The 7,902-nt window shown below is 74.2% G+C and carries 5 protein-coding genes; 4 read left to right on the forward strand and 1 reads right to left on the reverse strand.

Features of this window, described 5'->3' with window-relative positions; genetic code table 11:
- Nucleotides 1–64 precede the first annotated feature (64 nt).
- Nucleotides 65–2,581: a YfhO family protein gene (locus tag ACWEQL_RS39125; protein WP_452155824.1), complete on the reverse strand. Its 2,517-nt coding sequence runs from the start codon at nucleotides 2,579–2,581 to the stop codon at nucleotides 65–67.
- Between the two features lie 233 nt (nucleotides 2,582–2,814).
- On the opposite strand from ACWEQL_RS39125, the gene ACWEQL_RS39130 reads away from it, so the two are divergent.
- The 4 genes from ACWEQL_RS39130 to cimA all read left to right on the forward strand — a co-directional run bounded on the left by ACWEQL_RS39130 (nucleotide 2,815) and on the right by cimA (nucleotide 7,839).
- Nucleotides 2,815–3,852: a 3-isopropylmalate dehydrogenase gene (locus tag ACWEQL_RS39130; protein WP_452155826.1), complete on the forward strand. Its 1,038-nt coding sequence runs from the start codon at nucleotides 2,815–2,817 to the stop codon at nucleotides 3,850–3,852.
- Between the two features lie 251 nt (nucleotides 3,853–4,103).
- Nucleotides 4,104–5,216: a branched-chain amino acid aminotransferase gene (locus tag ACWEQL_RS39135; protein ID WP_452155828.1), complete on the forward strand. Its 1,113-nt coding sequence runs from the start codon at nucleotides 4,104–4,106 to the stop codon at nucleotides 5,214–5,216.
- Nucleotides 5,217–5,311: 95 nt separating this feature from the next.
- Nucleotides 5,312–5,878, forward strand: coding sequence for a Uma2 family endonuclease (locus ACWEQL_RS39140; RefSeq protein ID WP_452155830.1), 567 nt, complete (start codon nucleotides 5,312–5,314; stop codon nucleotides 5,876–5,878).
- Between the two features lie 353 nt (nucleotides 5,879–6,231).
- Entirely contained in the window at nucleotides 6,232–7,839 is a 1,608-nt protein-coding gene (cimA, locus tag ACWEQL_RS39145; protein WP_452155832.1) for a citramalate synthase, read from the forward strand.
- Nucleotides 7,840–7,902 lie beyond the last annotated feature (63 nt).

Raw genomic sequence — 7,902 nt, forward strand, 5'->3', positions numbered from 1 at the left:
TTACAAACTTCAGGTCATACGATTTGGTAGCCGGTGTGCGTGTAGTTAAAGGGGGTGGTCGTCCCTACCCCCCGCCGCCGGTGGCGGGCCGGCCGGCCGCCGCCCGGCGGCGGGTGCGGCGGGGTGTGCGGGTGGGACGGTGGCGCAGCGGGCCGAAGACGGCCGTGATGACCGTGACCCCGGCCGCCGCGAGGCCGACGGTGAGGCCCTCGGTGAGGCCCGGCGGCCGGTAGGCGCAGGTGACGCGGCCGGTCCCGGTGCCGAGGGGGACGCCGATCAGGCCGAGCACCGGCTGCGGCTGGGCGTACGGCCGGCGGTCGGCGGAGCAGCTCCAGCCCTCGGTGGCGGGGACGGACAGCAGCGCGGTCCCGGTGCTGCCGGGCGGCAGTTCGGCGGTGAGGACGTGGCCGCCGGCGCCGATCCGAGTGGCGCCGGTGGCGGTGAGCCGGGTGACGGCGGCGGCCAGCGCGCCGGGCCGCAGGCAGCCGATCGGGCGGTCCGGGAGCCGGGTGTCGGTGCGGGCGCGCAGCAGCACCCTGACCCGCCCGTCGGCCGGGACCTCGCCCAGCAGGTGGAGCGGGACGGCGGTGACGGGTTCCGCGCCGTCGCTGCGGTAGGCGGTGCCGAGCGCCTCGACCGTGCCGTCGAACCAGATCCCGTCGAAGTACGCCTCGGAGCCCGCCGGGCAGTCGGCCGTGAGGACGCCCCCCTCCGCCCCGGCCGGGGTGGCGGGCACCGCCCACCCGCCGCCGGGCGCCGGAACGGGCGCCGGTTCGCCGGAGGGCACCGGCGCGGGGACGTCGTACACCCGGGAGCCGAGCAGGGACTCCCGCCGGGACCAGACCGAGGAGGCGTCCGGGGCGGGGCCGTGCGGCAGGACGGTGACCAGGGGCGGCGCGGTGGCGCGGCCGACCGTGAAGCCGTCCGGCCCGGGCCCGTCCGCCAGGTAGGTCCGGACGCCGAACAGGGCCCGCCCGACCGGGTCGGGGAAGCTCGCGGTGCTCCGTCCGCCGTCCGCCCAGCCGGCGCCGAGGTCGCGCAGCAGCAGGGCGGTGACGTCCGGGAGGAACCCGCTGGCGTAGCCGCCGCCCTCGCCGTCGAGCAGCAGCGGGTCGTTGGGGGTGAACCGGTGCGGGCCGGGGTCGCCGCGTCCGCGCGGCCAGTCGTCGGCGGCCCGCAGCGCCGCGTACCCGGCGCGGACGGCGGGCCCGGAGTCCTGGCCGGCGCCGGCCCCGGCCCAGGCCGCGTACGCCGACCAGACCGCGCCGGCGAGGACCGCGGCGCCCAGCACCGCCGTGGCCGCCGTGACCTCCCGCCGCCGGGTGTGCCACCGCTCCAGCGCCCACAGCGCGCCGAGCACCACCGCGCCGCCGAGGACGACCGGTGCCCAGATCCAGGCCGGTACCGCGCCGGTGCCGGCCGCGATCGCGGTCAGCAGCAGGACGACCGCGCCGGCGCCCAGCAGGGCGGTCCGGTCGGGCCGGTGGGCCAGCGAGACCCAGGCGGCGAGCACCAGCAGGCCGCTGAGCGCGAAGGACTCCCGGTACGGCGCGCCGACCGGCACGGCCAGGCCGTGCCAGAGCAGCACGGTGGGCGTCCACCCGTAGCTCAGTGCGGCCAGCACGAGCAGCCCGCACCAGGCGGCCCGCTCCCGGACCCGGACCCGGCGGTGGAAGGGCAGGGCGGCGACCAGCAGCAGGCCGAGCAGGCCCACCGCGACGTCCGGCAGCGGGTGCCCGCCGCGGGTGCCGGGCAGCAGCTGCGCCAGGTGCCCGCCGAGGCCGGACGGGCCGAGCGGGTGGGCGGGGGAGTCCGGCCGGGCGTCCCGCGCGGCGGCGGCCGCGACGAGCAGCACCGGCCCGGAGAGCATGATCCCGACGGCGGCCGAGGTCACCGCCCGCCCGGCCACCCGGATCCGCGCCCCGGCCGGGCGCCGCACCGACAGCATCCGGGCCAGCAGCACCGCGCCGGCCGCGATGGTGGCGGGCGCCGCGGTGTACAGGTTGCCGGCCCAGGCGGCCGCCACGCAGAGGGTGCCGAGCACCCAGCGGCGCTCGTGCAGGCACCAGTCGCCGACCAGGCAGAGCAGGGGCAGCGAGACCAGTCCCCAGAGCCACATCGGGGCCGCCGCGCCCTCGGCGAGCACCCAGGCGCAGAGCCCGTACCCGACCGCGAGCAGGGCGCGCAGCGGGGCCGGCCCGGGGTGCAGCCGGCCGAGCGCGACGGTCATCAGGGCGGTGGCCAGGCCGATGCTGCCCAGGACCACCAGGAACACCGCGAGCCGGGCCTGGTCGCGGGGGAGCAGCAGGGCGGCGGGCCAGCTCAGCGGGTTCATCAGATGGCCGAAGAGGTCGGCGAGGAACGGCGCGCCGTAGCCGCTGCTCCAGTTGAACAGCCCGTCGCCGGTGGCCCGGCCGTGCAGCAGGTCCCAGAGCCGGGTCTGGAACGGCACCGCGGCGGTGGCGGCCCCCGGCGGCCAGGCCCCGCGCAGCAGCGCCGCCAGGACGTACCCGCCCATCGCCAGCCCCGCGGCCGCCCCGGCGGCGCCCGCCTCCCGCCGCCGGCGCCCGCCGACGCGCACGGTGCCCCGCCTCGTCCCGGGCCACCGCGCCGTGACCCACCTCGTCGTGCCCCGTTTCACCGTGCCCCGTTCCACCGTGAATGCCCCGAATGCCGTGGATGTCCGGCCCGGCGAGCATAAGTGCGCCCCCGGCGCGAAGTCCGGCACCCGCGCTCCCTCGTCGTGGCCTACGCGCTCGTCCGGATAGTGGACGTGAGGTGTCAGCCCCTGGGACGCGGGAGTAGGGTCCGAGCATGTCTCGCACGATTCGTCTCGCAGTAGTCCCCGGTGACGGCATCGGCCAGGAAGTGGTGGCCGAAGGCCTCAAGGTCCTCGGCGCCGTGCTCCCCGCCGACGTGAAGCTGGAGACCACCGAGTACGACCTCGGCGCCCGGCGCTACCACCGCACCGGCGAGACGCTGCCGGACAGCGTGCTGGCCGAGCTGAAGGGCCACGACGCCATCCTGCTCGGCGCCATCGGCGACCCGAGCGTGCCGTCCGGCGTGCTGGAGCGGGGGCTGCTGCTGAAGCTGCGGTTCGCCTTCGACCACCACATCAACCTCCGCCCGGGCCGGCTCTTCCCCGGCGTGGCGTCCCCGCTGGCCGGCGACCCGCGGATCGACTTCGTGGTCGTCCGCGAGGGCACCGAGGGCCCGTACGTCGGCAACGGCGGCTCGCTGCGCACCGGCACCGAGCACGAGGTGGCCACCGAGGTCAGCCTGAACACCGCGTACGGCATCGAGCGGGTCGTCCGCGACGCCTACCGCCGGGCCCAGGCGCGCCCGCGCAAGAAGCTCACGCTGGTCCACAAGAACAACGTGCTGGTGCACGCCGGTCACCTGTGGACCCGGATCTTCGAGCAGGTCGGCCGGGAGTTCCCCGAGGTCACCACCGACTACCTGCACGTCGACGCGGCGACGATCTTCTTCGTCACCCAGCCCGAGCGGTTCGACGTGATCGTCACCGACAACCTGTTCGGCGACATCCTGACCGACCTGGCCGCCGCCGTCACCGGCGGGATCGGCCTGGCCGCCAGCGGCAACATCAACCCGTCCGGCGACTTCCCGTCGATGTTCGAGCCCGTGCACGGCTCGGCGCCGGACATCGCCGGCCAGGGCAAGGCCGACCCGACCGCCACCGTGCTGTCGGTCGCGATGCTGCTCGACCACCTCGGCTACGCCGCCGAGGCCGCCGCGGTCGAGGCCGCGGTCGCCGCGGACCTGACCGAGCGCTCGGGCGCCCGCACCACCTCCCAGGTCGGCGACGCGCTCGCCGCGCGAGTATCCGGCTAGCGGGCCGGAACCGAACGAAGGTTCTCCGGCCAGCGGGCCGGGACCGACACAAGCGGATCCGGCCGTCGGGCCGGCGCACATAACAGCAGCTTGCGGCTCCCCAAGGAGCGGGCAACTGTTCGGCACGGCCCTCTGGATGCGAGTATCGACAGTGGGCCGTGCCGTTGTGCGTCCGTTCCCGGTTCATTCACCGGGGCGTCCACCTGCGGCGGCGGGGCCCGGACCAACCCCACGGTGAAGGACAGACAGCCATGAGTACGCCCACCCAGGCGCCCATCACGTTCGACCTCAAGCCCTCCGCCCACCCGCTGCCCGCCGCGGAGCGCGAGGCCCGGCTGACCAACCCCGGCTTCGGACGGATCTTCACCGACCACATGGTCACCATCCGCTGGACCGAGGGCCGCGGCTGGCACGACGCCCAGCTCAGCCCGTACGCGCCGCTGGAGATGGACCCGGCGAACATGACCCTGCACTACGGGCAGGCGATCTTCGAGGGCCTCAAGGCGTACCGCCAGGCCGACGGCTCCATCGCCACCTTCCGCCCGGAGGCCAACGCGGCCCGCTTCCAGGCCTCGGCCCGCCGCCTGGCCATGCCGGAGCTGCCGGTCGAGACCTTCGTCGAGGCGGTCGAGCTGCTGGTGCAGCAGGAGCGGGCCTGGGTCCCGAACGAGCCCGAGCAGAGCCTGTACCTGCGGCCGTTCATGTTCGCCACCGAGGTCGGCCTGGGCGTCCGGCCGGCCAACTCCTACCTGTTCATGATCATCGCCTCGCCGGCCGGCGCCTACTTCCCCGGTGGCGTCAAGCCGGTCTCGGTCTGGCTCTCCGAGGACTACGTCCGGGCCGCCCCCGGCGGCACCGGCGCCGCCAAGTGCGCCGGCAACTACGCCGCCTCCCTGGTCGCCCAGGCCGAGGCCGCCGCCAAGGGCTGCGACCAGGTCGTCTGGCTCGACGCCGCCGAGCACCGGTGGATCGAGGAAATGGGCGGCATGAACCTCTACTTCGTGTTCGGCGAGGGCGACGACGCCAAGGTCGTCACCCCTGAGCTGTCCGGCGCCCTGCTGCCCGGCATCACCCGTGACTCGCTGCTCCAGCTGGCCTCCGACCTCGGCCACCCGGTCGAGGAGCGGAAGATCTCCACCGATGAGTGGAAGCAGGGCAACGCCGACGGCACCCTGACCGAGGTCTTCGCCTGCGGCACCGCCGCGGTCATCACCCCGGTCGGCTCGGTCAAGTCGGCCGGCGGCGACTGGACGGTCGGCGCCGGCGAGCCCGGCCCGGTCACCATGAAGCTGCGCCGGGCGCTGCTCGCCATCCAGGGCGGCCAGGCCCCCGACACCCACGGCTGGCTGCACAAGATCGTCTGACCCTCCCGCCCCTTCGGGCACCGCCGTACGGCGGTGCCCGAGGGCGTGACTCCGGACCCGCCCGCTCGTTGCACGGGTGACAAGAGGGAGGGGCCGTGAGCGCACAGCCGCACGGGTACGCCGAGATGCCGCAGTTCCCGGACGACGACCTCCTCGAAGCATTCCTGGCCCTGGACACCCCCGAGGGGTACAAGGCCGAGCTGATCGAGGGGGAGATCTTCGTGGCCCCACCGCCGAACGGCGAGCACGAGACCATGATCGGCCGGATCGTCTGGCAGATCGCCGGCCAGTGTCCGGAGGGCATCGATTTCGCGCCCAACAAGGGATTGATCGTCCCCGACGGCCGCTACCTCCCGGACGGCACCTTCGCCGAGGAGGGCGCACTGCTGCACTGCGACCCCTGGGCGAAGCCGGACGGGGTGCTGATGGTCCTGGAGGTCACCTCCGGCCGGTCCGCCAAGGACCGGGTCGCCAAGCGCAAGGGCTACGCCGCCGCCGGCATCCCGCTCTTCCTGCTGGTCGACCGCCAGTGGAACCGGATCATCCTGCACCTCGACCCGGACAACGGCGACTACACGGCGACCGACGAGGTCGCCCTGGGCGAACCCCTGACACTGCCCGAGCCGTTCGGCTTCGAACTGGCGACCGGCCAGCTCGCCTGACCCACGTACCCGGCCCGACCAGCACCGTCCCGGATACCGAGACGCCCCGGCCACGGGACGGACGATGTGCCAGACTGCCGACGTGTCCTCGCTGTCCCTGATTATTAGCAGCAGGCGCGCCGGTCCGCAGTGACCGCCACCGCGACACCCGAAGCGGAGCGGCCACCAGCGTCCAGACCCGCGCGCAGACCTCTCGCATCCGCGAGAGGTCTTTTTGTTTCCCCCGGACCGGCCGGAGCCCCCCACAAGGGGTCGAGGGACACCGGGCGGCGCGCGGGATGCTGGACAGTGGAGCCGGAACGAGAAACCGGCAGAGCAGTACCCGAATCCTCCCGGAACGGAGACCCAGGGCCATGACCGAGGTCAACAGCCGCCCCGACGACAGCTTCCACGTGTTCGACACCACCCTGCGCGACGGCGCGCAGCGCGAGGGCATCAACCTCACGGTGGCCGACAAGCTGGCCATCGCCCGGCACCTGGACGAGTTCGGGGTCGGCTTCATCGAGGGCGGCTGGCCCGGCGCCAACCCCCGCGACACCGAGTTCTTCGCCCGCGCCGCGGCCGAACTCGACCTGCGGCACGCGCAACTGGTGGCCTTCGGCGCCACCCGCCGGGCCGGCGGCCGGGCCGCGGACGACCCCCAGCTCGCCGCGCTCGTCAACTCGGGCGCGCCGGTCATCACCCTGGTCGCCAAGTCCCACGACCGGCACGTGGAGCTGGCGCTGCGCACCACCCTGGACGAGAACCTGGAGATGGTCCGGGACAGCGTGGAGCACCTGCGCGCCCAGGGCCGCCGGGTGTTCATCGACTGCGAGCACTTCTTCGACGGCTACAAGGCCAACCGCGCGTACGCGCTCTCGGTGGTGCGCACCGCCCACGAGGCCGGCGCCGACGTGGTGGTGCTCTGCGACACCAACGGCGGGATGCTCCCGGCCGGGGTCCGCGACATCGTGGCCGACGTGCTCGCCGAGACCGGGGCCCGGCTCGGCATCCACGCCCAGGACGACACCGGCTGCGCGGTCGCCAACACCCTGGCCGCCGTGGACGCCGGCGCCACCCATGTCCAGTGCACCGCCAACGGCTACGGCGAGCGGGTCGGCAACGCCAACCTGTTCCCGGTGGTCGGCGCGCTGGAGATCAAGTACGACCGCCGGGTGCTGCCGTCCGGCAGTCTGGCCGAGATGACCCGGATCTCGCACGCCATCGCCGAGCTGGTCAACCTCGCGCCCTCCACCCACCAGCCGTACGTGGGCTTCTCGGCGTTCGCGCACAAGGCCGGCCTGCACGCCTCCGCGATCAAGGTCGACCCGGACCTGTACCAGCACATCGACCCCGAGGTGGTCGGCAACACCATGCGGATGCTGGTGTCCGACATGGCCGGCCGGGCCTCCGTCGAGCTCAAGGGCAAGGAGCTGGGCTACGACCTCTCCAGCGACCGTGACCTCGCCGGCCGGGTGGTGGCCAGGGTCAAGGAGCAGGAGAACCTCGGCTACACCTACGAGTCCGCGGACGCCTCCTTCGAGTTGCTGCTCCGCGACGAGGTGCGCGGCAGCCACGACCGCTTCTTCACCCTGGAGTCCTGGCGGACCATCAGCGAGCAGGGCCCGCAGGGCGACAGCGGCAACGAGGCCACCGTGAAGCTGTGGGCCAAGGGCGAGCGCAAGGTCGCCACCGGTGAGGGCAACGGCCCGGTGGACGCGCTGGACAAGGCGCTGCGCGCGGCGCTGGAGCCGATCTACCCGCAGCTGGCCAAGCTGGAGCTGGTGGACTACAAGGTCCGCATCCTGGAGGGCCAGCACGGCACCGGCTCCAAGACCCGGGTGCTGATCGAGTCCACCGACGGCACCGCCAGCTGGTCGACCGTGGGCGTGGCCGACAACGTGATCGCCGCCTCCTGGCTGGCGCTGGACGACGCGTACACCTACGGCCTGCTCAGGGCCGGGCTGGAGCCCACCGGCTGACCGCCCGCAAAGAACCCGGCCCGGAACCGACCGCGGCCCGCGGACCTCGGTGAGGTCCGCGGG

It is taken from the genome of Kitasatospora sp. NPDC004240 (assembly GCF_053603215.1).